The organism is Variovorax sp. MSC1_012 (genome assembly GCF_023667525.1).
Classification (GTDB): domain Bacteria; phylum Pseudomonadota; class Gammaproteobacteria; order Burkholderiales; family Burkholderiaceae_C; genus Variovorax; species Variovorax beijingensis_B.
The window spans coordinates 869,932-892,982 of the sequence record NZ_JAMOZJ020000002.1 but is presented as its reverse complement, the minus strand read 5'-3'; the positions used below and the strand labels follow the sequence as shown (position 1 = coordinate 892,982).

At 66.7% G+C, this 23,051-nt stretch carries 20 protein-coding genes; 13 read left to right on the top strand and 7 right to left on the bottom strand.

Annotation, left to right across the window (positions count from 1 at the left end):
- Positions 1-33 precede the first annotated feature (33 nt).
- Positions 34-1,215, bottom strand: a complete 1,182-nt coding sequence (locus tag L1081_RS29685; protein ID WP_230537868.1) for an AAA family ATPase — start codon at positions 1,213-1,215, stop codon at positions 34-36.
- A 582-nt stretch (positions 1,216-1,797) separates the two neighbouring features.
- Between L1081_RS29685 and L1081_RS29680 the strand changes: the two genes are divergently transcribed.
- A complete protein-coding gene (locus L1081_RS29680) occupies positions 1,798-3,171 on the top strand; it encodes a replication initiation protein (RefSeq protein WP_489417066.1) in 1,374 nt (457 codons plus the stop codon).
- A 56-nt stretch (positions 3,172-3,227) separates the two neighbouring features.
- On the opposite strand, the gene L1081_RS29675 is transcribed toward L1081_RS29680, so the two are convergent.
- A complete protein-coding gene (locus tag L1081_RS29675; protein ID WP_489417065.1) occupies positions 3,228-3,662 on the bottom strand; it encodes a MarR family transcriptional regulator in 435 nt (144 codons plus the stop codon).
- A 163-nt stretch (positions 3,663-3,825) separates the two neighbouring features.
- Here L1081_RS29675 and L1081_RS29670 point away from each other — a divergent pair, with 163 nt between their 5' ends.
- From L1081_RS29670 to L1081_RS29615, 12 genes are all read left to right on the top strand, one after another.
- The gene (locus L1081_RS29670) at positions 3,826-4,968 is read left to right on the top strand and encodes an ABC transporter substrate-binding protein (protein ID WP_489417064.1); all 1,143 of its coding nucleotides are present in this window, start codon (positions 3,826-3,828) and stop codon (positions 4,966-4,968) included.
- A 140-nt stretch (positions 4,969-5,108) separates the two neighbouring features.
- Positions 5,109-6,626, top strand: a complete 1,518-nt coding sequence (locus tag L1081_RS29665) for an amidase (protein WP_489417063.1) — start codon at positions 5,109-5,111, stop codon at positions 6,624-6,626.
- Between the two features lie 85 nt (positions 6,627-6,711).
- Positions 6,712-7,938: an ABC transporter substrate-binding protein gene (locus L1081_RS29660; RefSeq protein WP_489417062.1), complete on the top strand. Its 1,227-nt coding sequence runs from the start codon at positions 6,712-6,714 to the stop codon at positions 7,936-7,938.
- A gap of 15 nt (positions 7,939-7,953) precedes the next feature.
- Positions 7,954-8,820 (top strand): ABC transporter permease subunit, encoded by an 867-nt coding sequence (locus tag L1081_RS29655; protein ID WP_489417061.1) that lies wholly within the window; start codon positions 7,954-7,956, stop codon positions 8,818-8,820.
- A complete protein-coding gene (locus tag L1081_RS29650) occupies positions 8,817-9,878 on the top strand; it encodes an ABC transporter permease subunit (protein ID WP_489417060.1) in 1,062 nt (353 codons plus the stop codon). Before L1081_RS29655 ends, L1081_RS29650 begins: the two co-directional genes overlap by 4 nt.
- Positions 9,875-10,594, top strand: coding sequence for an ATP-binding cassette domain-containing protein (locus tag L1081_RS29645; RefSeq protein ID WP_489417059.1), 720 nt, complete (start codon positions 9,875-9,877; stop codon positions 10,592-10,594). The genes L1081_RS29650 and L1081_RS29645 overlap by 4 nt, the downstream gene beginning before the upstream one ends.
- Positions 10,595-10,609: 15 nt before the next feature.
- Positions 10,610-11,314, top strand: a complete 705-nt coding sequence (locus tag L1081_RS29640; RefSeq protein ID WP_489417058.1) for an ATP-binding cassette domain-containing protein — start codon at positions 10,610-10,612, stop codon at positions 11,312-11,314.
- Positions 11,311-12,708 (top strand): amidase family protein, encoded by a 1,398-nt coding sequence (locus L1081_RS29635; protein ID WP_489417057.1) that lies wholly within the window; start codon positions 11,311-11,313, stop codon positions 12,706-12,708. The genes L1081_RS29640 and L1081_RS29635 overlap by 4 nt, the downstream gene beginning before the upstream one ends.
- A gap of 10 nt (positions 12,709-12,718) precedes the next feature.
- Positions 12,719-12,868: a hypothetical protein gene (locus tag L1081_RS29630; RefSeq protein ID WP_489418025.1), complete on the top strand. Its 150-nt coding sequence runs from the start codon at positions 12,719-12,721 to the stop codon at positions 12,866-12,868.
- Positions 12,869-13,119: 251 nt separating this feature from the next.
- On the top strand, positions 13,120-14,202 hold the full coding sequence (locus L1081_RS29625) for a type IV toxin-antitoxin system AbiEi family antitoxin (protein WP_489417056.1): 1,083 nt from the start codon (positions 13,120-13,122) through the stop codon (positions 14,200-14,202).
- A complete protein-coding gene (locus L1081_RS29620; RefSeq protein WP_489417055.1) occupies positions 14,190-15,059 on the top strand; it encodes a hypothetical protein in 870 nt (289 codons plus the stop codon). Before L1081_RS29625 ends, L1081_RS29620 begins: the two co-directional genes overlap by 13 nt.
- 76 nt (positions 15,060-15,135) lie before the next feature.
- Positions 15,136-15,273 carry a hypothetical protein gene (locus tag L1081_RS29615; RefSeq protein ID WP_489417054.1) on the top strand — a complete coding sequence of 46 codons (138 nt, stop codon included), beginning with the start codon at positions 15,136-15,138 and terminating at the stop codon, positions 15,271-15,273.
- A gap of 4 nt (positions 15,274-15,277) precedes the next feature.
- Here L1081_RS29615 and L1081_RS29610 read toward each other — a convergent pair whose 3' ends face one another.
- The 5 genes from L1081_RS29610 to nosP all read right to left on the bottom strand — a co-directional run bounded on the left by L1081_RS29610 (position 15,278) and on the right by nosP (position 23,032).
- Positions 15,278-17,452, bottom strand: coding sequence for an EAL domain-containing protein (locus tag L1081_RS29610; RefSeq protein ID WP_489417053.1), 2,175 nt, complete (start codon positions 17,450-17,452; stop codon positions 15,278-15,280).
- 76 nt (positions 17,453-17,528) lie between these two features.
- The gene (locus tag L1081_RS29605) at positions 17,529-18,521 is read right to left on the bottom strand and encodes a DctP family TRAP transporter solute-binding subunit (RefSeq protein WP_489417052.1); all 993 of its coding nucleotides are present in this window, start codon (positions 18,519-18,521) and stop codon (positions 17,529-17,531) included.
- Entirely contained in the window at positions 18,518-20,785 is a 2,268-nt protein-coding gene (locus L1081_RS29600) for an EAL domain-containing protein (protein ID WP_489417051.1), read from the bottom strand. The genes L1081_RS29605 and L1081_RS29600 overlap by 4 nt, the downstream gene beginning before the upstream one ends.
- Entirely contained in the window at positions 20,782-21,879 is a 1,098-nt protein-coding gene (locus tag L1081_RS29595; RefSeq protein ID WP_489417050.1) for an ATP-binding protein, read from the bottom strand. Before L1081_RS29595 ends, L1081_RS29600 begins: the two co-directional genes overlap by 4 nt.
- On the bottom strand, positions 21,872-23,032 hold the full coding sequence (gene nosP / locus L1081_RS29590) for a nitric oxide-sensing protein NosP (protein WP_489417049.1): 1,161 nt from the start codon (positions 23,030-23,032) through the stop codon (positions 21,872-21,874). The genes L1081_RS29595 and nosP overlap by 8 nt, the downstream gene beginning before the upstream one ends.
- Between the last annotated feature and the right edge of the window lie 19 nt (positions 23,033-23,051).

The following is a 23,051-nucleotide window of genomic DNA, read 5'->3' as shown; positions in this document are numbered from 1 at the left end:
CCCAAGAGGCTCCGGAAAGCATGGCCGGCATTCTCATTGCTGCGCCCTTCCCTGTGCCGTCCATGCGCCGATCACCGATTGCTCGACGAGTTCGACGAACGAATCGTAGGCGTCCACGGCGCGCTTGTACGTCTTGGCGGCGCCTTCGTATTTCTGCACATCGTAGACCGTGGCGAACTCGGCCGCCTTGTTGCTGGTCACGCTGGTCTTCGGAATCTCGACCGGCAGCGTGTATTCGCCATAGGTGGCCTGGATCCACTGGCGCACCGCGGGCATGGCCGGGTCGGCCGCATCCACGCGGCTCAGCAGCACGTGCAGGAAGTCGAAGGCCTTGCCCTCGCGGTCCTTGCTCTGGCCGTCCAGGTTGCCGCCCAGGTCGGCGAGCAGCGACCAGAACTGCGCCGACGAGGCGAAGTCCAGGCCCGAGGGCGGCACCGGAACGACGATGCCGTTGGCCGCCCACAGCGCATTGATCGTGACATACGAAAGAGAAGGGGGCGTGTCGATCACGATCACGTCGTACAGGTCGCGCACCGACTCCAGGCCTTCGTTCAGCACGTCCCAGAACTTGGCGCCGGGCTGCTGCATCTGTCGCGCGGGGAGGGCGAACTCGGCCGAGAACAGGAAGGGCGCGGCGGCGACCAGGTCGATGCCGTCCCAGTATGTGGAGCGAATGGCGTAGCGGATGTCGTTCTCGGAGCCGTCGCACAGCGGCCCGATGGTCATGTCCTCGGTGACCTCGGCTTCCGGCAGCAGGCCGTGCAGCGTGGTGAGCGAACCCTGCGGATCGGTGTCGATCGCGAGCACGCGATGCCCGCGCAGGCTGAGCCCCTGCGCCAGCACCATGGCCGTGGTCGTCTTGGCCACGCCGCCCTTGAAATTGCCCACGGCGATGGTGATGGCCTTGCGGCCGGCCGGCCGCATCTTTTCCGCGCGGTAGGTGCGGGTCCAGCGGCGCAGCTCATCGAGCTCGAAGGTGCGCTTGCCGCCCGAGGGGGTCAGCCGGCCGGCCGGCAAATCTTCCTTGGTGATGCGGTAGGCCACGTGCGCCTTGTCGACGCCGCACAGGGCAGCCAGCTGGGCGGTGGAGTAGGTGGGCGGAATCTTGCGGGCTTCCGGCGCCAGCAGCATGCCCCGGATCTGCTCGACCATCGACCCGGCCCGGGTCGCCAGCGCCGCGATCTTCTGCATGTTGATGGTTTGGCGGGGAGGCACCTGGACATCGTTGGAAACCAGGTTTCCAACGATAGGAGGGACGGGAACGGACATTTTGTTTGACCTTATTCGACGGAATACGGCAATTCTATGAGAATCTGTCGAATGAACAAGTTTCGCGGAGAAGTCAGCTGCAGCGCCGCGAAGTATTGTGAGGAAGATTGGGGACCAGGGCCCCAGCCCCTCGCATGCCAAGCGCCGCAGGATCCGAAAACCGGGGGCAGGGCGCCTTGCGCAGGTCTTTTGCGCGCCTGGGTGCCGCCGCAGACCCCAAACAGGGGCGCTGCCCAGGGCGGGAACCCATATCCACTCACATTGGAACCCATCCGGACTCACAAAAGCGGCGCTTGTCTCCCAACAAGGCTCACTCCAAATCCCATCCGTTCTCACATTCAATCCCATCCGATCTCACACGAGAGGACCCAAGTGATTGTCACCATGGAGGAAAGCGGAATCCCAAATCTTCAATTCCCCAAGTGTTTATCTGCAAACATACCAAGGCACCATGGCTGGTCTAATGTGAATTGACTGAATCACAATGCGAAGGCATGATGTGAAACCATCTGATTGCCGCAGCGGACCATGGTCGAAGAAGACAATTCACAATCCCGGTCTCCGCCGCGGCAGCCGCCCACGGCGGAGGAGCAGAGCGTTGCCAAGGCCAACGAAGCCATTGCCATCCGTCCCAAGCGCGGCCGGCTCACCCTGCTGTCGCGGCGCATCTACAACGCGCTGCTCTACCACTCGCAGCGCCAGGGCGTGGACGAGCCGGTCTATCGGCTGACCTTGAGCGAACTGATCGGCGACGCCCGCTTCAACTCCAACAACACCGAGCTGCTCAAGTCGCACCTGCGCGACATGCAGGCCACGACCATCGAGTGGTCGACCAGCAGCAGCTCCCTGAAGCGCTGGGTGTCCTCGCAGCTGCTCGGCACGGTCACGATCGAGGAGCAGGGCAGGGGGCGCCCCTGCATGGTGACCTGGCGCTATCCGGACGAGATCAAGGAGCGGCTGGTCAAGCCGCACCAGTACACGCGCGTGTTGCTGGAGATGAGCAGCCAGATGCGCAGCTATTCCGCCGCGGTGCTGTACGAGATCGGCGCGCGCTATCTGACCTCGCCGGGGCGGCTGTCGATGCGCGAGGACGTGGTCTGGTGGGCCGCGGTGCTCACGGGCCGCAGCGACATCAAGGAAGTCGACTACCGCTTCCTCAAGCGCGACGTCATCAGCAAGGCGCTGGCCGAGATCGATGCGCTGTGCGAGGACTTCGGGCTCGAGCTGATCGAGCACAAGCGCGGCCGCAAGATCGAGGAGATCCAGTTCCGGGTCGTTCCCAAGGTCCAGCAGCGCCTGGGCGACATCAGCGCGTCGAACCGCAACGTCTTCGACCTGGCGCTGGTCGGCCGGCTGATCGCGCTGGGCCTGAAGCAGGACGAAGCGCAGGATCTCTACGCCACCACCGACGAAGGGCAGATCCGCGCCACGCTCGACCATGTGGACCAGCGGCTGCGCAATGCCTCGATGCCGGTGCTCAAGTCGCCGGCGGCGTATTTCAAGGATGCGCTGAAGAAGGGCTATGCCGGCGTGACCGCGATGGAGCCGGCGCCCAGCAGCGGCCCGGCACCGGCGCTGGCGCCGCCTGCGCCGGTGCTGTCGGAGGCCGACCGGCTGCGGCGCATCCGCGAGCTCTGGGAGAACGACCGCATGGGACAGGCGCGCGCGGTGTTCGCCGAGATGCCGCAGCCCATGCAGGCCGAGGTGCGCACGCGCTTCGAGGCCGAACGGCTCGACCAGGTGGCGGCCCCCATCGCGCGCGCCTGGCGCCGCGACGGCCCCGCCAGCCGCGTGGCCGCGACCACCTTCTTCCGCTGGCTGGCCGAGGACACCTGGCCCGAGGAACCCTCCGACCGCGTGCTGCTGGACTTCGCGCTTCAGCGCGGCGTGGCCGGCCTCTGACGGTGTCTTTTATGTGAGCGCACACTCATAGTTCGAGGTGCATGACAGCGAATGCTTCAGCCGGCCTCGCACTCGTCGATGAAGGTTTCCAGCAGCTTCTTGAGCTGGCTGGTCTTGCGCGGGCCGAGCGCTTCCTCGATCAGGTGGTGATGCGCGTCCACGCTCTTCCTGAGCCTAGACACCGTCTCCAGCCCGAGGTCGGTGATGTAGACCAGCACGCGCCGGCTGTCGGCCGCGTCGGCCGCGCGCTGCACCAGGCCGCGGCTCACGAGCTTGTCGATGTTCTTGGTGAGCGCGGGGTGGTTCAGCAGCACCAGTTCGGCCAGCTCGCCCATGGAGCGGCCCTGCTCGTCGCCCAGCACCTCGAGGATGCGCCAGTGCTCCTCGGTGACCTCTTCCGCCGCGATCGACTGGGCCAGGCCGATGCGCATGCGCCGGTTGGCGGAGGCCAGCAGATACGCCAGGTATTGCGAAATGTCTTGCTCGGGCATGGGGCGAGGCAACGGTCTTTGTCGCGTGGTTGGAAGCCGCCAGTTTAGCAACGATCCTTTTCCCAGGAAAGTATTGGCGCGATTTTTGCGATAGCGTCTGCCCCTGTTGCCGTCTTGGTGCGTTGCCCGGGAGCTCCCGATGTTTTCATCCCCTGGATCGGTCATGCCTCGCCCGCCCGTCTTCGCGCCGGACGGCGCGCCGCGGCGCCTGCCGCGCTCGCGCACGCCGTTCGCACGGGCCGAGCGGCCGGCGCTCGCGCGGCAGGAACTGCAGATCGCGCTGTGCGTGCCGCTGGGCGGCACGGCCGGCATCTGGGGGCCGTCCGCGATGTCGTCGGCCAAGCTGGCCGTCGCCGAGCTCAACCGCGAGGCGGGCATCGGCGGGCGCGGCTGCCGGCTCCTGACCGTCAACGCCGCGGACGATGCGCCCGACATCGAAGCCACGCTGATCGAGCTGGTGCAGGCGGGCGACATCGACGCCATCATCGGCATGCACACCAGCGCCGTGCGCCAGCGCATCCTGCGGGCCGTGGGCGGGGAGATCCCGTTCGTCTACACCCCGCTCTACGAAGGCGGGGAGTCGACGCCGGGCGTCTTCGCCATCGGCGAGACGACGGCGCGCCAGCTCGGGCCGGCCATCCGCTGGCTCGGCGCGCGCAAGCGCCCGCGGCGCTGGTTCGCCATCGGCAACGACTACGTGTGGCCGCACGTGTCGCACCGCATGGCGCGCGGCTACATCGCCGAGGCCGGCGGCGAACTGGTCGGCGAGATGTACGTGCCCTTCGGCACCACCGACTTTTCCGAGGCACTCGACGCGCTGCGCCGGGGCCGCGCCGACGCGGTCGTGCTGTCGCTGGTCGGGCAGGACGCGATCGAGTTCAACCGCGCCTTCGGCGCCGCCGGCCTGTCGCGCGCAATGTTCAGGCTGTCGTGCGCGATCGGCGAGAACGAGCTGCTGGGCATCGGCGCCGACAACGCCGAGGACCTCTACGTCGCCTGCGGCTACTTCGCCACGCTCGACACCGAGGCCAACCTGGCTTTCAAGGAGCGCTACCGCTCGCATTTCGGCGAGCGCGCGCCCACGCTCAACACCTTCGGCCAGTCGACCTATGAAGGCATGCACTTCCTGGCGGCGCTGCTCGAGCGCCAGCGGCGCCCGGCGGCCGGCCACGAGGGGCTGGGCGCGTCGCCGCTGCGCTACCGCAGCGCACGCGACGCGGCCTACGGCGCCGACGGCATCACCCACACCCCCATCTACCTGGCCCGCGCCGAGGGCAATGCGTTCCGCGTGATCACACGGCTGTGAATGGCGGGACGGCGCATTTTATTTTCCAAAGAAAATAAAATGCTTGACTTGGAAAATATCAGATTCCAGAATCCCTCCGTGCCGCGCCCCTGCCCGATGGGCAGCAGGCGAGCCCTTCCACCCGAAACACGGAGTCGTTCATGGCCATCAAGCGTCCCACCCTGGACCAGCTGCAAGACGTCGCGCTGAGCCTGGGCATCCACCTGTCCGAAGCGCAGGCGAGCAGCTACAACGCGCTGCTGCAGCCCAACTTCGACGCCTACGACGCGGTCGACGCGATGCCCGACTACCTGCCCGTGGTGAGCTACGCGCGCACCCCCGGCTACCGCCCGCTGGGCGAAGAGAACAAGTACGGCGCCTGGTACGTCAAGACCACGATCAAGGGCAAGCCGGAAGGCAAGCTCGCCGGCAAGACGGTGGTGCTGAAGGACAACGTCTGCCTTGCCGGCGTGCCGATGATGAACGGCGCCTCCACGCTCGAAGGCTATGTGCCGAACGTCGACGCCACGGTCGTCACCCGGCTGCTCGATGCCGGCGCCACGGTGGTGGGCAAGTCGGTCTGCGAATACTTCTGCTTCTCGGGCGGCTCGCACACCAGCGCCTCGGGCCCGGTGCACAACCCGCACCGCATGGGCTACTCGGCCGGCGGCTCCTCGTCGGGCAGCGCGGCGCTGGTGGCGGCGGGCGAGGTGGACTTGGCCATCGGTGGCGACCAGGGCGGCTCCATCCGCATGCCGGCGTCCTACTGCGGCATCTACGGCATGAAGGCCACGCATGGCCTGGTGCCCTACACCGGCGTGATGCCGATCGAGCTCACCCTCGACCACACGGGCCCGATGACGGCCAACGTCACCGACAACGCGCTGATGCTCGAGGTGCTCGCCGGCCCCGACGGGCTCGATCCGCGCCAGCATGCGGGCCAGACCGCCAAGCCCTACAGCGAACTCATGAAGGAGGGCGTTCGCGGCCTGCGCATCGGCATCGTCAAGGAGGGCTTCGGCTGGCCCCAGTCGGATGCCGCCGTCGGCGCCAAGGTGCGCAAGGCGGCCGAGGTGTTCACGAAACTGGGCGCCATCGTCAGCGAGGTGTCGGTGCCGATGCACGCGGTCGGCCCGGCGATCTGGCTGCCGATCGCCGCCGAGGGCGCGACCCAGCAGATGATGAAGGACAACGGCCACGGCTTCAACTGGAAGGGCCTCTACGTCACGAGCATGGTCGACTTCCATGCCGGCTGGAAGCAGCGCGCCGACGAACTCTCGGAAACGCTCAAGCTCACGATGGTGCTGGGCGAGTACTTCATCAAGCACTACCGCGGCCACTACTACGCCAAGGCGCAGAACCTCGCGCGCCAGCTGACCGCGGCCTACGACAGCGCGCTGGCCGACTTCGACCTGCTGCTGATGCCCACGCTGCCGATCACGGCCACGCCGCTGCCGCCGCCCGGCGCGAGCATCGAGGAAGTGGTCGCGCGCGCCTTCGAGGTATTGCCCAACACCTGTCCCTTCGACGTCACGGGCCACCCGTCGATGAGCGTGCCCTGCGGGCTCGTCGACGGCCTGCCGGTCGGGATGATGCTCACCGGCCGCCACTACGACGAAGCCACCATCTACCGCGCTGCCTATGCCTTCGAGCAGGCCGGCGACTGGAAAGCCATCTGAGGCTTTCGACCGCTTTCTTTCCGTTCCTGCCTTTCTCAAAAACACAGCGGCGGCCGCGCCCGCCGAACATCGAGGAGTTAGTTCCATGGATCGTCGTTCCTTCATCCAGTCGTCGGCCGCCGCGCTGGCCGGCACCGCGGTGCCGCTGTTCCCGATGGCCGCCATGGCGGCCGACGAAATCGTCGTCGGCAGCATCATCGACATGTCGGGCGGGCTGGACATCTACGGCAAGCCGATGGCCGACTGCATGGCGCTCGCGGTCGAGGAGCAGAACGCGGCCGGTGGCCTCTTGGGCAAGAAGCTCAAGCTGGCCACCTACGACCCGCAGTCGAACATGCAGCTCTATGCGCAGTTCGCGCAGCAGTCGGCGCTCAAGGACAAGTCGACGGTGGTGATGGGCGGCATCACCTCGGCCTCGCGCGAGGTGATCCGGCCGGTGCTCACGCGCAACAAGACGCTGTACTTCTACAACACGCAGTACGAGGGCGGCGTGTGCGACCGCAACACCTTCTGCACCGGCGTCACGCCCGGGCAGACCGTCGCCAAGCTCATCCCCTATGCGATGAAGAAATGGGGCAAGAAGGTCTACGTGGTGGCGGCCGACTACAACTACGGCCAGATCACCTCGCAGTGGGTGAAGAAGTTCGTGCAGGACAACGGCGGCTCGGTGGCCTCCATCGACTTCTTCCCGCTCGACGTGACCAATTTCGGCCCGACCATCTCGAAGATCGAGGCGGCCAAGCCCGACATGATCGTCTCGGCGCTGGTCGGCGGTGCGCACATCTCGTTCTACCGCCAGTGGGCGGCCGCGGGCCTGACCAGGAAGATCCCGCTCGCGTCCACCACCTTCGCGGGCGGCAACGAGCACATCGTGCTGTCGCCGGCCGAGACCGACGGCTTCCTCATTTCGTACAACTACTTCCAGAACCTCGACACGCCGCAGAACAAGGCCTTCAAGGAGCGCTTCTACAAGCGCTTCGGCGCGGACTATCCCAACATCACCGAGCTCGCGATGGGCACCTACCAGGGCTTCAAGCTCTGGGCCGAGGGCGTGAAGAAGGCCGGCTCGCTGGACCGCGAGAAGATGATCGCGGCGCTGGAGACCGGCATCGCCATCGACGGCCCGAGCGGCAAGGTCACGCTCGACGCGGCCACCCACCACTGCGTGCTGAACGTGAGCATCGCGGAGGTGCGCAACAAGCAGCTCAACATCGTCGAGACCTTCCAGCAGCAGCCGCCGGTGGACACCAGCGCGGTGTGCAACCTCGTGAAGAATCCGAAGGACAACCAGCAGTACGTGATCAAGGCCTGAGGGCAGGGCGCCGGCATGGATCTCGCGTTCGTCGTCCTCATCCAGGTGCTCTACGCGGTGGCGAGCCTGGTCATCGTCTCGGCCGGGCTGGCCGTCATCTTCGGGATGATGAAGGTCATCAACCTCGCGCACGGCGAGTTCATGATGCTCGGCGCCTATGCCGTCATCGCGGCGCTCAGCCTCGGCATCAACCTGTGGATCGCGATCTTCATCGTCGCGCCCATCGCGGTGGGCATCGTCGGCGTGGTGCTGGAGCGGCTGGTCATCCGGCGCCTCTATGGGCGCATGGTCGACACCATGCTGGCCACCTGGGGGCTGTCGCTGCTGCTGGTGGGCATCGTCACCTCGGTGGCGGGCAACACCACCGCCGGCGTCTCGGCGCCGCTCGGCAGCTTCTCGGTCGGCGCCTATTCGGTCAGCGGCTACACGCTGGTGATCATCGCGGTGGCCGTGGCGCTCGCGCTCGCGATCCGCTTCGTGCTCACGCGCACGCAGCTCGGCCTCATCGCGCGCGGCACCATGCAGAAGCCCGACATGGCCAACGCGCTGGGCATCAGCCCCAGCCGCGTGTACTCGGTCACCTTCGCGGTCGGCGCCGCGCTCTCCGGCCTCGCCGGCGGGCTGCTCGCGCCGCTGACCGGCGTGGTGCCGACCATGGGCGCGGCCTTCGTGGCCAAGGCCTTCATCACCGTGATCGGCGGCGGTCCGGCCATCCTCGCGGGCCTGCTTGGCGCCTCCGGCCTGTTCGGTGCCATCAACCAGCTCGCGACCTTCGTGACCACGCCGGTGCTCGGCGAGGTGGCGCTGCTCGTCGCGGCCATCGTGATGCTGCGGCTGCTGCCGCAGGGCATCACCGGACGTTTCTTCAAGGGGTCCCTGTGAACCGTTTTGCCAAGTCCTGGGCCAGCGCGGCACTCAGCCTGGCCGTGGGCATCGCGCTGCTCTTCGGCCTGCCCGGCGTGATGGACGACTACACGCTGATCGAGGTCACGATCTACGCCGTGATGTCGATCCTCGGCGTGAGCCTGGCCTTCATCTGGGGCTTCGGCGGCATCCTGTGCTTCGGCCAGGCGGCCTTCTTCGGCCTGGGCTCGTACACCTACGCGATCGCGGTGATGAACATGGGCGACAGCACCGTGCCCTTCGTGCTCGCGATCGTGGTGCCCGCGCTGTTCGCCGCGCTGCTGGGCTACGTGATCTTCTACGGCCGGCTGTCGGACGTGTACATGGGCGTGATCACGCTCACCGTCACGCTGATCCTGTTCAACCTGGTCAACTCCACCGCCGGGCCCGAGTGGCGCATCGGCAGCGCGCCGCTGGGCGGCTTCAACGGCATCCCGGCGATACCGACGCTCAACTGGCCCGGTCAGCAGGACGAGGTGCTGACGCCGAAGGACCTGTTCTACGTCACCTTCACCTGCCTGCTGCTGGTGTACCTGGGGCTGCGCGTGCTGATCGCCTCGAAGATCGGCCGCGTGATCGTGGCGGCCAAGGAGAACGAGCAGCGCGTGCTGCTGCTGGGCTACGACGCGCGCGCCTACAAGCTCCTGTGCTTCACGCTGGGCGGCGCGATCGCGGGCCTCGCGGGCTGCCTGTTCGCGAACTGGGGCGCGTTCACGAGCCCGACCATCTTCGGCCTTGCCCAGTCGGCGCAGATCATCATCTGGGTCATCGTCGGCGGCCTGGGCACGCTGGTCGGGCCGATCGTCGGCTGCGTCGCGATCCAGTGGCTCAGCTCGCAGATCGGCACGCAGCAGGCCTTCAATGCGAACCTGGTGCTCGGCGGCATCCTGGTGGTCTTCGTGCTGCTGGTGCCGCGCGGCATCGTGCCGACCCTCGGCGACCTGATCGACATGGCGTGGCGGCGCTGGCGCAAGGCGCCGGCCCACGCGCCGAAAGTGGTCGTACCCGTGGCGGCCGCGACGGAGACGGCGCCATGAGCACGCCCCTGATCGAGACGCGCAACCTCAACGTGCGCTTCGGCGGCGTGCATGCCACGCGCGACGTCAACTTCACCCTGGCCGAGGCCGAGCTGCGCTGCGTGATCGGCCCCAACGGCGCCGGCAAGAGCACCTTCTTCAAGCTGCTGACCGGCCAGGTCAAGCCGACCTCGGGCCAGATCCTGTTCCGCGGCCAGGACATCTCGAAGATGCAGCCGCACGACCCGGGGCGCCTGGGCATCGGCATCAAGACCCAGGTGCCGAGCCTGTTCAACGGCCTGAGCGTGTGGGAGAACGTGTGGCTCTCGGCACGGCGCCTGAACAGCACCGCGCAGGCCGACCGCATCACGCGCGAGACGCTCGAGCGCGTGGGCATGCACGCTTACCGCGACGTCACGGCGGGCCTTCTGGCGCACGGCATGCGGCAGTGGGTGGAGATCGGCGTGGTGATCGCGGCCGATCCGCCGCTGATCCTGCTCGACGAGCCGGCCGCCGGCATGAGCGACGCCGAGGTGGCGCGCACGGCCGAGCTCATCCTGGAGATCAACCGCCAGCATGCGCTGGTGGTGGTGGAGCACGACATGAACTTCATCCGCATGATCGCCAAGAAGGTGACGGTGCTGCACCAGGGCGCCGTGATCAAGGAGGACACGCCGGACCGCATCATGAGCGACCCGTTGATCCAGCAGATCTACCTCGGCAAGAAGCCGCACTGAACCCGGAAGGCGCGCATGCTCGAAGTCAGGGGTCTCCATGCCGGCTACGGCGCCATCCCGGTGCTGCACGATGTGTCGCTCACCATCGCCCGGGGCGAGTCGGTGGGCATCCTGGGCCACAACGGCATGGGCAAGACCACGCTGCTGCGCACGCTGGTCGGCGCGCTGCGCGCCACTGCCGGCATGGTGCGCCTCGACGGCGCCGACATCACGCGCCATGCACCGCACGCGCGGGCGCGCCTGGGCATGGCCTATGTGCCGCAGGGGCGCGAGATCTTTCCGGCGCTCAGCGCGATGGACAACCTGCGCATGGGCCTGGTGAAGACCGGCGAGCGCACCCTGGACACCATCGAGGCGCTGCTGGAAGACTTTCCGCGGCTGAAACCGCTGCTCGAGCGGCCAGGCGGTTCGCTCTCGGGCGGCGAGCAGCAGCTGCTGGCGCTGGCGCGGGCGCTGGCCGGCAAGCCCACGCTGCTCTTGCTCGACGAGCCGACCGAAGGCATCCAGCCTTCGATCATCGAGGAGATCGCCGAGACGCTGGCCGCGCTGCGCGACCGCATGAAGCTCACGATCGTGCTGGTGGAGCAGAACCTCGAATTCATCGCGGCCGTGTCGCAGCGCGTGCTGGTCATCAAGCGCGGCCAGATCGGCGGCGAGATCCCGCGCGAACACCTCGGCGATTTCGAAATCATGAGCCAATACACAGGAGTCCACGGATGAGCAACGAACTGCATTACCTCGAGCTGATCGACGTCGGCCGACGCATCCAGCGCAAGGAGCTCTCGCCGGTCGAGGTCACGCAAGCGCAGCTCGCGCGCATCGAAAAGGTCGACGGCGCGCTCAAGAGCTATGTGATCGTGATGGCCGAACAGGCGCTGGCCGACGCGCGCCGCGCCGAGGCCGAGATCGCCCGGCGCGAGATCCGCGGACCGCTGCACGGCGTGCCGGTGGCGGTGAAGGACCTGTGCTGGACAAAGGGCGTGGCGACCGCCGCCGGCATGACGCTCTACCGCGACTTCATGCCCACCGAGGACGGCACGGCCGTGCGCAAGCTGCGCGAAGCCGGTGCCGTGATTCTCGGCAAGCTGCAGCTCACCGAGAGCGCCTATGCCGACCACCACCCCACTGTCACGCCGCCGGCCAATCCGTGGAACGCGGCGCACTGGTCGGGCGCCTCGTCGAGCGGCTCGGGCGTGGCGACCGCCGCGGGGCTCTGCTACGGCTCGCTCGGCACCGACACGGGCGGCTCGATCCGCTTTCCTTCCTCCGCCAACGGCCTCACCGGCCTGAAGCCGACCTGGGGCCGCGTGAGCCGCCATGGCGCCTTCGAGCTGGCCGCCACGCTCGACCACATCGGCCCGATGACGCGCAGCGCGGCCGATGCGGGTGCGATGCTCGGCGCCATCGCGGGGGCCGATCCGAAAGACCCGACCGCGAGCCTCGCGGCCGTGCCCAATTACCTTGCGGGCATGGAGCGCGGCTTGCGCGGCCTGCGCGTGGGCATCGACGCGCGCTGGAACGGGGAGGGCGTCGATGCGGCCACCGCGAAGGTGATGGAAGGCGCGCTCGCGGCCGTGCGCGAACTCGGCGCCGAAGTGCGCCATGTGACGTTCCCCGACCCGGCGCAGGTCATCGCCGACTGGTTCCCGCTGTGCGGCATCGAGGCGGCCGTGGTGCACGAGGCGACCTATCCTGCACGCAAGCAGATGTACGGCCCGGCACTGTCGGGCCTGCTCGACCTGGGCCGTGCACAGAGCGGCATCGACTACCAGAAGATCGTGCTCCGCCGCCATGCCTTCAGCGGCAGGGTGCGCGAGATGTTCGAGGGCATCGACCTGCTGCTGATGCCCTCGCAGGGCGTCGCCTCGCCCACGCTCGAACGCATGCGAAGCTTCGGCGAGGACGCCGAACTGATGTCCGCGATGCTGCGCTACACCTGTCCGCTCGACATGAGCGGCAGCCCGACGATCACGCTGCCCGGCGGCTTCACCGATGCGGGCACGCCGGTCGCGTTCCAGTTCGTCGCGCGCCACTTCGAGGAAGAGTTGCTGGTGCGCGCCGGCTGGGCCTTCCAGCAGGCGACCGACTGGCACCGGCGGCATCCGGCGCTGTAGCCCTTCCTTGATGTACGACACGATCATCGTCGGCGCGGGTTCCGCGGGCTGCGTGCTGGCCAACCGGCTGTCGGCTGACCCGGCGCGCAAGGTGCTGCTGGGGCTGGCCGCGCGGCACCGCGCAACGCCGACACCCCGCGCACTGGCCGAGGTCGACTGAGGTTTCCGCGTCGTGCTCCAAGCCGGCATGCCCCATGCGGCGCATGCACTGGCCGCGAGGCGGGGTGATCGGCGGTTCGGGCCACGCTCAACGGGTGTCTCGGACGTCGGCCACCTCGATCCGGTTGGAGGGCATCTTCGCATTCTGGGAGGGTTGTGTTTTCAGTGTTTGAGGTATCTTCAGCATTCGTTGAAATTGACATTTTGGTGAAACTTCTTTGATAATTTCACCAAGCATGGTAATTTCACCATATGCTGAAAACCAGTGATTTGATGAAGAATGTGGGGCACTCCGCTGCGGGTGCTCTTCGCCTGCTCCTGGCGCAAGTGCCTGCGATCCAGCTTTTGGACATCGAGCACGAGACCCTGACACCCGATCATGGGATCGATATCGTGGCGCACATCGAGGTATATGGCAGGCGACAGGAGTTGGTCTGCGAAGTGAAGTCCAGTGGCCAGCCGCGCCACGTCCGGCTGGCGCTGCTGCAGCTACGCGAATACGTTGCGCATCAAGCAAAGGATGCCGTCCCCGTTTTCATCGCTCCCTATTTGTCGCCTGCAGCCCAGGCGCTGTGCCGCAAGCAGGAAGTGGGCTACCTCGATCTCGAAGGCAACGCGAGGTTGGCCTTCGGCAGCGTTTTCATCGAGCGCCAGGTCGCAAGCAAACCTGTTGCGGAGCGACGTGAACTCAGGTCGCTGTTCAAGCCGAAGTCGGCACAGGTGCTGAGAGTGATGCTTCGCGATCCGCAGCGAGCGTGGCGTGTCACGGAGCTTTCGAAGTCCGCGAATGTCAGCCTCGGGCATGTAAGCAATGTGCGGGTTGGCTTGCTGGACCGCGAGTGGGCGCGAGTTTCCGAGAAAGGTCTGTACCTGTCCGAGCCCGACGCGCTTTTGGATGAATGGCGCGACGCCTATGAACCACCAGTTGGCCAGCGTATGAGTTTCTACACGACATTGCATGGCAGTTCGTTCGAGGAGGCCGCACGGCAAGCGATGAGCTCGGATCCTGAGACGGGGCTCGTGGCATTGGCGTCCTTCTCGGCCGCGCACTGGCTCGCGCCGTATGGCCGAACCGGGACGCAGTACTTCTATGCAGACGGCGCTGGTCTTGAACAACTGAAGTCGAGCCTGAAGCTGTCGTCCACCTCGAAAGGCGAGAACGTGAGGGTGACTTTGCTCAAGGACCTCGGTGTATTCCACGATATGGTGGAATCAGCACCTGGCGTCACCTGCACCAGTCCTGTCCAGACCTACCTGGATCTCGCCGCGGCTGGGGAGCGGGGGCGGGAGGCGGCCGACCATCTGCGACAAGAAAGGTTGAAATGGCAGCAATGACTCCAGGCGAGCCGCAGTCCGCAGCCGACTACGATGACCGCACGACGGCGGCCGTCAAAACGGTGCTGATCGAAATCGGCCAGATCCTCGGAAGCTTCAAGGGCAAGTTCGCCATCGTCGGCGGCGCCGTCCCGTGGTTGCTGCTTGGCAATGAGGACATGCCGCATGTCGGCACGCTCGATGTGGATCTCGGCCTGGATGCAGAGGCTTTGGGTGACGGCGAATACGCCATGCTGGTGGAGGCGCTGCAGGGGCACGGCTACCAGCAGCGCCGTGACCTTCGGCGTTTTCAACTCGTGCGCCAGATCGCGACGGAAGATGGTGGTGCTTCGATCGACGTCGTTGTCGATTTCCTGATGCCGCGCAACGCCGAGATCGCCAAGAACCTGCCGCCGCTGATCAGCGACTTCGCGGTGCAGAGAGCGGACGGTGCCGATCTGGCTATTCGTTTCTATCAACTGGTGGCGATCACCGGTTCGATGCCTGGCGGCGGCACGAACCGCGTCGAGATCGCGGTTTGTTCCATTCCTGCTCTCCTGGCCATGAAGGGGCATGCGATCGAAGGGCGCTACAAACAGAAAGACGCGTACGACATCTACTACTGTGTCCGGAACTATCCCGGAGGTCCGGACGCGCTGGCCGAGCAGTGCCGGCCGCTGCTCGACCACGCCAGTGGCGCGGCGGGCTACGGATTCATTGCAGGCAAGTTTGATACCGTTGATGGTTTCGGGCCGACCTGTGTGCGTCGCTTCGTTGAGGAAACCAATGTGCTCGGTGAACGCAGCCCGGAGCAGTGGCAGCGAGATGCCTTCGGTCAGGTGGATGCTTGGCTACGCGCACTTGGTTTGAGAGGGTAGATGCCATGGCGCAAGTGCCGTTCAACAGCGCTCCGATTCGCCGCATCTTCGTGGTGCTGGGGGGAGCCCGGCCGCAGTGACCACCGGACCGGACGTGGCCGAGGCCGTATGGCGCGCCGCGGGCGATCCCGCCGCGACGCTCCGCTATCCAGCGGGTGCCGACGCGATCGCGCTTGCCCGGGACACCGCTGCCTCGCGCCAGTTCGGCGTGTGAAGGCTCAGCGTACCGCCATCCGCTTCGGGCGCGCATCGGACGGGCCGGCTGCTGCCGCCATGCCCGAGCGTGCCTTGACCAGGACCGCAAGCTCGGCGGGCGGCACGGGCCGGCTGAAGAGATAGCCCTGCATCTCGTCGCACCCGTGGGCGCGCAGGAAGTCCAGCTGCTGCTCGGTCTCGACGCCTTCTGCGATGACCTTGAGGTTGAGCTCGTGCCCCAGCGAAATGATGGCCTTGGCGATGGTCTTGTCGTCTTCGTCGCCGGGAATGTCGCGCACGAAGGCGCGATCGATCTTGAGCCTGGCGATGGGAAAGCGCTTGAGCGCGCTCAGGCTCGAATAGCCGGTGCCGAAATCGTCGATGGAAAACTGCACGCCCATCGCCTGCAGGGCCCTCATCGCCTGCAGGGCTTTCTCGAGGTCTTCCATGACCATGCTCTCGGTCAGCTCCAGTTCGAGGAACCGGGCTTCGAGCCCGCTGTCTTCGAGCGCCTGTGCGACCTGCTCGATCAGGGTCCGTTCCCGGAACTGCCGCGCCGACACGTTGACCGAAATGCTGAAGGCCGGCAGGCCCGCGTCCTGCCAGGCCTTGTTCTGGAAGCAGGCGGTTCGCAGCACCCATTCGCCGATGGGAACGATCAGGCCGGTCTCCTCGGCCAGGGGAATGAATTCCACCGGAGATATGAGGCCGCGCTCGGGATGCTGCCAACGGATCAGGGCCTCCGCGCCTGTCACCTCGCCCGACCCCATGTCCACCTGCGGCTGGTACAGGAGGTGGAACTCGCTGCGCGCGATGGCATGGCGCAGGCCGTCGCGCAGCGCGAGCTCGTCGCGGATCGCGCCGCTCATCTCGGCCGCATAGAACTTGAAGTTGTTGCGCCCCGAAGCCTTGGCGCGGGACATCGCGGCATCGGCGTTCATGAGCAGGGCGTCGGCATCGGCACCGTCCGCAGGATAGGTGGCCACGCCCAGGCTGCCCGTGACCTGGACCCCCTCCTGGCCATCGAGCTGGACGGGCTGCGCAATGGTATCGAGCAGCCGTTGCAGCGCCGGCGCGACCTCGGTCCCGTCCCCGGGCTGGTCGTACAGAATGATCACGAATTCGTCGCCGCCCGTTCGCACCACCGTGTCCACGCTGCGCAGGCATTGGCGCATGCGTTCGGCCATGACCTTCAGCAATTCGTCGCCGGCCTTGCGGCCCAGGCTGTCGTTGATCCGCTTGAAGCCGTCCAGGTTGATGAACACCACCGTCATCAGCCGGCCGTAGCGATCGGCATACGAGATGGCCTGCCTGAGCCGATCTTCCAGCAGTGCGCGGTTCGGCAGCCCGGTCAGCGGATCGTGCGTGGCCTGGTGCTTCAGGGTGTCGGCGCTGCTCTCCAGCAGCGCATTGGAATTCTCGATCGACTCGGCCATCTGGTTCATGGCGTTCGCAAGGATGCCGAATTCATCCGCGCGGCCCTGCGGCGTCCTGGCACTGAAATCCCCCGCGGCGACGCGCCCGGAAAAGGCGACGAGCCGGGCGATGGAGCCCGTGATGCGCCGCGAGACGACCGTCGCGGCCGCCACGCTCAGCAGGATGGCCAGGGCGACCAGCGCGATGACCGCCCCGCGCGAGAACTTCGCCGCGCGCTCGACATCGCTGCGCGTCTGGAGCGCGCGCTTGGTCGCCTCGGTGTGCAGCGCCTCCACCGAGGACTCGATCGCCACGGCCGTGGCCAGGTAGCCTTGGCGCAGCGCATCGGCCGATTCCGGAAGGCCTTCCTTGCCATGCCGCGCGAAGAACGCGAGGAATCCGTCTTCGTACTGCCGGGTCTGGGCCTCGATCCGGTCGACCTGCTCCCTGAATTTCGGATCGGTCGAGAGGATCCGAAGGCTGGCAAGGTACTCCCGCATGTCCAGCAAATGGTTCTGCATGGCCGGCAGGGAGCGCTCGCTCGCCTGCGCCACGCCGAGCCGGTCCGCGGACAGAAGGAGTTCGTTCTCGGCGTCGCGGGCCTTGTACATCGCCAGCGAACTGCGCAGGCTCAGGTCCGCCATCCGGTTGTCGCTGCTGAGCAGCTTGTCGATGGCGGCCGCGGAACGCTGTTCGCTGAGATAGAAGGACGCGCCCAATGCGAGCATCAGCACAATGACGACGCCGAATCCGAGCGCGATCTCCACCCGCAGGCTGCGCATTCTTCTCCCCCACGAGACGCCAATCGGGAACTTGATCAATTGCGGCTCGCTCCCAAGTCGCTGTTGGAGAGATGCGTCACTGCTTTCGCTCTGCGTCGACCATCTTCAGGAACGTGCGCACGTTCTCGTCGCCCGCGAAGCGCCTGATCTCCTCGCGGGCGCCCTGGGTGGCCGCGCGGAACGGCGCCGGGTCGGGGCGCGTGAGCTTCACGCCGGCGGCAACCATCTTTGCGATCAGCTCCTCCTCTTCGGCAATGATCTTCTTGCGCATGCCGTCGCCTGCCGCCTTGCTCTCTTCACGCACGATCGCCTGCTCGGCCGGCGTGAGCTTCGCCCAGGTCCTGGTGCTCATGAGGTGGAGCGTGTTGTAGTACACATGGCGGGTCAGGGCGAGGTGCTTTTGCACTTCGTACAGCTTGTTGTAGTAGATGACGTTGAGTGGGTTCTCCTGGCCGTCGACCAGGCCCTGCGACAGCGCCTGGGGAAGCTCCTTGAAGCCGACCTTGCTGACCTGTGCACCCAGCGCCTGCATGGTGGCCTCGAGTTCGGCGACGGGCGGAACGCGCATCCTGAGGCCCCGCACGTCTTCGGGCACGTTGATGGGGCGCTTGTTGTTGGTGATGTTGCGGAATCCCCATTCCCAGTTGGACAGGATGACGAAGCCCTGCTTCTCGGCCAGCGGCGCGAGCCAGTTCATGGCCGGGCCATCGAGCACGCGGTGGGCATGCGCATAGCTGTCGAAGAGATACGGCATGACGACGACGGAGAACGCCTTTTCGTACTTGATGAGGTAGTTCATCGAGGTCACGTCCATGTCGACCGCGCCCAGCCGGACCTTCTGCAGCAGTTCGTTCTCGCTGCCGAGCTGGGACGCGGGAAAGATCTCCGTGCAGACCTGCCCGTGGGTGCGCTCCTCGACCCGTTTGGCGAACTGGAGCGCCGCCAGATGGGCCGGGTGCGAGGTGGTGGCGGCGTGCACCAGCGACAGCACCACGGGATCGGCATGCGCCGCCGGCGGCAGGGCAGCGAAGCCCCACGTCGCGGCAAGCATCAGGAGTGCTTTTTTCATGCTGCGGCCCCGTGGTCCCCGCCCTTGCTGCGCTCGCTCTGCTCCATGGTCCCCGAGCGCAGGAAGTCGCCGGCCTCGGTGGCCATCACGGCCTCGCTGAAGTAGTAGCCCTGCGCCAGCGTGGTGGCGCCGGTCGATTGAAGAAAGGCGAGCTGCGTCTGCGTCTCCAGTCCCTCGACGATGATGCCGATGCGCGCTTCCCGCGCGAGATTCATGATGGCGCGAACCGTGGCCGCGCTGTCCGGATCGTCGATGGCCCGCTTGAGCATCGACTGCGCGATCTTCAGGTGGTTCACGCGGTAGGTCCGCAGGTATTCGAACGACGAGTATTCGGTGCCGAAGTCGTCGATCGCAATGCGCACGCCGAGCGCCCGCAGCTTCGGCAGCACGTCGTTGTGGGTCCATGTCATCTGGGCCAGCGTCGACTCCGTCACGTCGAACTCCAGCACCGACGGATCGAGCTGCCATTTGGCGAGGCTCTCGGTCACGTCGCGGATCAGCTCGCTGCCCTGCCGGAGCTGCCCGAGCGACAGGTTGATGGCCACCACCGGCGGCGCCACGCCCTGTTCGCGCCACGCGCTCAGCTGGCGGCAGGCCTGGTCCAGCACCCAGCGGCCCAGCACGACGATGCCGCCGGTGCGCTCGGCGATCGGCACGAACGCGGCCGCGTCGAGCAGGCCGCGCTTGGGATGGTTCCAGCGCAGCAGCGCTTCCACGCCCACGATCTTTCCGGAGGACAGCTCGACCTGCGGCTGGTAGTAGAGCTCCAGCTCCTCGCGTTCGATGGCCTTCTTCAGGTCCTCGCCGAGCGCCACCCGGTCGCGGACCTCCCGGTCGAGTTCCTCCGAGTGGAAGTGGTACTGGTTGCGCCCCTGTTCCTTCGAGCGGTAGAGCGCCACGTCGGCCTGCGCGAGCATTTCCTCGGGGCTTTCGCTGCCCGGGGTGTAGGGGCAGATGCCGATGCTGGCCGAGGCATGCACCTGGTTGCCATCGATCATGTACGGGCGCGCGAGCTCCTGCTGGATCTTCGCGGCCAGCGCGCCCGCGGCGGCCGGCTCGGCCATCTCGCTCTGCAGCACGGCAAACTCGTCGCCGCCCAGGCGGGCCACCACGTCGGTCTCGCGGGTGCAGTTCTTCAGGCGCAGGGCCACCTCGCGCAGCAGCAGGTCGCCGCCCGGATGGCCGAACATGTCGTTGACCGGTTTGAAGTGGTCCAGGTCGAGGCAATGGAGCGCAAACGGCACCGAACCGCGCCGTGCCGCCGCGTGGGCCTGGTGCAGACGCTCGACGAGCGTGGCGCGGTTGGCCAGGCCCGTGAGCCCGTCGGTGCGTGCCAGCTTTGCCAGTTGCTCCTCTGCCGCCTTGCGCTCGGTGACGTCGATGACGATGCCCTCGACCTCAATGAGCCGGCCGTCCTTGTCGCGCACCGGAACGTAGCGGTTCTCGACCCAGCGCCTCGCGCCGTCGCCGGTGCACAGGCGGTATTCGATCGAGGCGCCTTCGGCGTCCTTCTCGAGCACGCGCGCCATCGCGGCGGCCACGCCGGGCTGGTCGGCCGGGTCGATCAGCACGTCCGCCCAGTTCGGGTTGGCCAGCAGGGCCGCCGGTTCGTGGCCGAACTTGGTGATGTTGTGCGAGATGTAGATCAGCGGGAACGCCGGCTCGCCGCGCAGGCGGTAGAGGATGGTCGGGCTGTTCTGCACGATGATGTTGGCGTCCGACAGTTCGCGCGTGCGTTCCTCCACGGCCTGCTCGAGCTGGTTCATCTTGAAGGCGGCGTCTTCCGTCATCTGCCACTTCATGGTGAGGGCGCTGGCCAGCTGGCGCACCTCGATCGGATCGAAGGGCTTCTTGAGCACCAGCAGGCGGTCGCGCGCGTCCAGCCGCTCGAACACCTCGACCCACGACTGGTCCGCATAGGCCGTGCAGATCACGATCTGCAGCCGCGGGTCTTCGAGCCACAGCTGCTCGATCGTCTCGACGCCGTCCCACCCCGGAGGCATGCGCATGTCGATGAACGCCATGGCGTAGGGCGTCTCGGCCGCCAATGCCTCGCGCAGCTTCGCGAGCGCCTCCTGTCCCTGGTAGGCGCTGTCCAGCACGAAGTCCACTTCGCTTTTCCTGGCCGAGGTTCCGAACAACGCGGACTCCAGGTCGTCCAGGTTCGCGTCCGCGGCCGCCGGAAGAAGAATCTTGCGGAAGTCCTCATGGATGGCCGGCGTGTCGTCCGCCAGCAGGATGCGTCGGTTCTGCGGCTTGCTCATGGCGTCTGTCCCGCCTTTCTGATCGGAAGTTCGAGCGTGAAGGTGGCGCCGGTGCCGGGTCCGTCGCTGTGGACCGCCAGCGTGCCGCCCATCTCGCGCGCCGCGTTCGCCGCGCTGTGCAGGCCGAAGCCGTGGCCGTCCTTCTTGGTGGTGAACCCGTGCACGAATACCCGCGTGAGGTTTTCGGGGGCGATGCCGACGCCCGTGTCCGCGACGCGGATGCGCAGCGTCTCGTCGTCAATGATCTCCGCATCGAGCATGAGTTTGGCGCGGTCGTCCGCGACCGCTTCCATCGCCTGCCTGGCATTGCGCACCAGGTTCGTCAGCACCTGCAGCACGCGGCCCCGGTCCAGCGGCAGCTCGGGAATGCGGGCCATGTCGCCCTGCATCACCACCTGGTGGCGCGCCGGGCCACCTGCGTTCATGCGCAGTGCATCTTCGACCACCTCGTGGATGCGTATGGCCTCGACCAGGCCGGAGGCGCCGGCATGGGCCTGCTGCGCGGCAATGATTTCCTTGATGTGGTCGACGCTCTTGCCCAGTGCCACCAGTTCATCGACGACGGCGCGCTGTTCCGCCACCAGAAGCGGCGCCAGCTGCACCAGGTAGCCCGGGAGCATCTTGCCCTTGGGGTCGGAGGCGAGGAAGGTGCCCAGGTCGTCCGCGTGCTCGTTCATCAGCTGCACCGCGCGCGCGAGCCCTTCCACCTTGGACGCGCGAACCCTGGAAAGAATCAATCCGGCGGACACGTTGACGCTGTTGAGCACGTTGCCCACGTTGTGCAGCACGTTGGTGGCGATCTCGGCCATGCCGGCCGAGCGCGCCGCGGCCACCAGGTCGGCCTGCGTCTTGCGCAGCACCCGGTTGACTTGCTCGTTCTCGCGCAGCGCCGCTTCCAGTTCCGCGGTGCGGCTGAGCACCTGCTCCTCCAGCATGATCGTGGTCTGGAAGAGGTTGAAGTCGGAGCCTTGCGCGTTGGCGCTGCGCTCGGCCCGGTCCATCAGGGCCTGGATGATCTTGTTGAGCCGCGCGATCTCGTCTTTCGAGGAAAGCGCTTGTGCGCCGGGGCGCTGCGGTGTTGCAGTCTCAGACATGGCTGGCCTCCACGCCGTTAGTGCCGAATGCAATGCCGACCAGCGTCTGGTTGACGTGCACGCCGCGGAACTGCTCCCCGTAGGTGTGGAAGCCGACCGTGTTGTTCTCCCGCAGGAGTTCGCCGATGCGGTCCTTCGCGGCGCTTTGCGTGATCTCCAGCTTGCGCAGGATGCAGTCGTAGCCCAGGACCAGCTGCGGCGGGCCGATCTCGGCACGTATGCCGGCAAAGGCCTGCTCCAGGTTCTGCAGCAGATCCACACCCTTGGCCACCCTCAGCACCAGGCCGTTCTCGATCGCACAGAAAAAAGTCAGGCTGCCATCCGGATTGGCCTTCTGGATCGAGCGCACATAGGTGGTTCCGCCGATCGTCAGCACCACCGGCCAGGCCGCGAAACGCGAGGGGTCCAGGTCGGAGGCGTCGATGCCGAGCATCCGCGCGTACTCCTGGCTCGCCGGCAGGCCGTTGATTTCCTTGACGACGCGCGAAGCGGCGTCCGCGTCGGTCACGACCAGCCTGTCGTCGGTGGCGACGATGTGCTGCGTCTTGAAAATGCGAAACGGCATGCGCGACGCCACCAGCACCAGCACCGCGCAGTCGGAGCAGAACCGGCCGTCCCAGTAGACCTGGGTCCGTTCGAACTTCATGCCGTCGCCGGCCGAGCCGCCGAGCAGGGGAAGCCGGCCCAGCGCGGTCTGGAATGCACGCGTCACCGGCTCTTCGCGCAGCGACAAGCCGTCGATCAGCAGCAATGCGAAGCTGTTGTCCGCGTCGGTGGGTGCGCCCCCGGCCAGCAGCTTGTGCAGCAGCGCCTGTGCGAAGTCCTGGCCGGCCTCCACCTTGAACTGCTGCAGCTGCTCGACCTGGCCCGCCGCCACCCTGAAGTGGCCGGCCGGAAAACTCGCGCCCGCGAGGCTGTGGTCGCGGAATCCGGCGGGGCCGATTTCTCCAGCCGTGGTGCAGCCCACGAGCGGGACATCGCCGAACAGGCGCTTCATCTCGTCGGCGAGGGCGTCCAGGTCGTATTCGCTGGAGCAGTAGAAGATCACCAGCGCCATGCCGGGCTGCGCCACCAAGGCATGGAATTCCTGCGCGGCCTTGCGGGGGTCCGCCGCACAGGAGTGGGCTTTGCGTATGCAGTCGGTATCCGCCATGTTGCGACTCCTTACGTGA

Coding starts and splice junctions, on each gene's coding strand:
- nosP (WP_489417049.1), bottom strand. CDS start 23,032: ATGGCGGATACCGACTGCATACGCAAAGCCCACTCCTGTGCGGCGGAC.
- L1081_RS29670 (WP_489417064.1), top strand. CDS start 3,826: ATGCCTCGCCCGCCCGTCTTCGCGCCGGACGGCGCGCCGCGGCGCCTG.
- L1081_RS29645 (WP_489417059.1), top strand. CDS start 9,875: ATGAGCACGCCCCTGATCGAGACGCGCAACCTCAACGTGCGCTTCGGC.
- L1081_RS29655 (WP_489417061.1), top strand. CDS start 7,954: ATGGATCTCGCGTTCGTCGTCCTCATCCAGGTGCTCTACGCGGTGGCG.
- L1081_RS29600 (WP_489417051.1), bottom strand. CDS start 20,785: ATGAGCAAGCCGCAGAACCGACGCATCCTGCTGGCGGACGACACGCCG.
- L1081_RS29635 (WP_489417057.1), top strand. CDS start 11,311: ATGAGCAACGAACTGCATTACCTCGAGCTGATCGACGTCGGCCGACGC.
- L1081_RS29665 (WP_489417063.1), top strand. CDS start 5,109: ATGGCCATCAAGCGTCCCACCCTGGACCAGCTGCAAGACGTCGCGCTG.
- L1081_RS29595 (WP_489417050.1), bottom strand. CDS start 21,879: ATGTCTGAGACTGCAACACCGCAGCGCCCCGGCGCACAAGCGCTTTCC.
- L1081_RS29620 (WP_489417055.1), top strand. CDS start 14,190: ATGGCAGCAATGACTCCAGGCGAGCCGCAGTCCGCAGCCGACTACGAT.
- L1081_RS29640 (WP_489417058.1), top strand. CDS start 10,610: ATGCTCGAAGTCAGGGGTCTCCATGCCGGCTACGGCGCCATCCCGGTG.
- L1081_RS29625 (WP_489417056.1), top strand. CDS start 13,120: ATGCTGAAAACCAGTGATTTGATGAAGAATGTGGGGCACTCCGCTGCG.
- L1081_RS29605 (WP_489417052.1), bottom strand. CDS start 18,521: ATGAAAAAAGCACTCCTGATGCTTGCCGCGACGTGGGGCTTCGCTGCC.
- L1081_RS29660 (WP_489417062.1), top strand. CDS start 6,712: ATGGATCGTCGTTCCTTCATCCAGTCGTCGGCCGCCGCGCTGGCCGGC.
- L1081_RS29610 (WP_489417053.1), bottom strand. CDS start 17,452: ATGCGCAGCCTGCGGGTGGAGATCGCGCTCGGATTCGGCGTCGTCATT.
- L1081_RS29630 (WP_489418025.1), top strand. CDS start 12,719: ATGTACGACACGATCATCGTCGGCGCGGGTTCCGCGGGCTGCGTGCTG.
- L1081_RS29680 (WP_489417066.1), top strand. CDS start 1,798: ATGGTCGAAGAAGACAATTCACAATCCCGGTCTCCGCCGCGGCAGCCG.
- L1081_RS29675 (WP_489417065.1), bottom strand. CDS start 3,662: ATGCCCGAGCAAGACATTTCGCAATACCTGGCGTATCTGCTGGCCTCC.